The sequence below is a fragment of the Streptomyces sp. P5F9 genome (assembly GCF_057961495.1).
The window spans coordinates 1-1,002 of record NZ_JBXVPZ010000968.1 but is presented as its reverse complement, the minus strand read 5'-3'; the positions used below and the strand labels follow the sequence as shown (position 1 = coordinate 1,002).

Below are 1,002 nucleotides of genomic sequence, written 5' to 3'. Positions count from 1 at the left end.
ACCTGGTCGTGGACGGCGGAGTGATGGCGCGACCCACATGGTGAGCGAGAGATGTGGTTCCTCCGTACATAACCGCAGACCTGCAAGTCCGAAGACGGAGATGTGACGTGCGCCGACGACGGAATGAGGGACAAGGATGTGGACACGGAGGAGGAGGTGGACGGGGCGGACGGGGCGGCCGGCGAGGCATTCAAGGGCTGGTGCTGCTGGGCTCCCTGCTGGTCCTGCTCCTCCTCGGCACCGCGGGCACCGCGTCCGCGCACGCCGCCCTCGAATCCACCGACCCCGCCGACGGCAGCGTCCTCAAGTCCGCCCCCCGCACCGTCACCCTCACCTTCTCCGAGTCCGTCGCCCTCCTCGACGACTCCTTCCGCGTCTACGACCCCGACAACCGGCGGGTGAAGACGAGTTCCGCGCACCACGCGAAGGACGCCGGGGACACGGCGAGCGTCACGCTCCCGGCCAAGCTCGGCACCGGCACCTTCACGGTCGCCTGGCGCGTGGTCTCGGCCGACAGCCACCCGGTCTCCGGCGCCTTCACCTTCTCCATCGGCAAACCCTCCGCCACGACAACCCCGATCAGCACGGCCCCGACCGAGGACCCCCTCACGGGCAGCCTCTACGACATAGCCCGCTACTTCGCGTACACAGCCGCGGCCCTCCTCATCGGCACGGCAACCTTCGTCACCCTCTGCCGCCCCCCGAACCCGGCCGTCCTCAACAAGCCGATCCTGATGGGCTGGTGGACCCTGCTGGCGGCCACCGTCGCCCTCCTGATCCTCCGCGCCCCCTACGAAGCGGGCACCAGCCTGGCCACGGCCTTCGAACCCTCCGCGATCCCGAAGACGCTGACTTCCCGCCCGGGCCTGGCACTTGCGGCCCGTCTCCTCCTCCTCGCCGCAACAGCCGCGTTTCTCCTACGACTTCGGGGGCGGGAGCGGTTCGGGCGGGTGGCCCTGGGGACGGGTGCCGCCCTCGCGGTCGGGCTGGCGCTGACCTGGG

General features: G+C 70.6%; 1 protein-coding gene. It reads left to right on the top strand.

Annotated elements, in window-relative coordinates:
• Positions 1-200: 200 nt before the first annotated feature.
• On the top strand, positions 201-1,002 hold an 802-nt coding region (locus AC31A1_RS51860; protein ID WP_489659987.1), incomplete at its 3' end, for a copper resistance CopC family protein.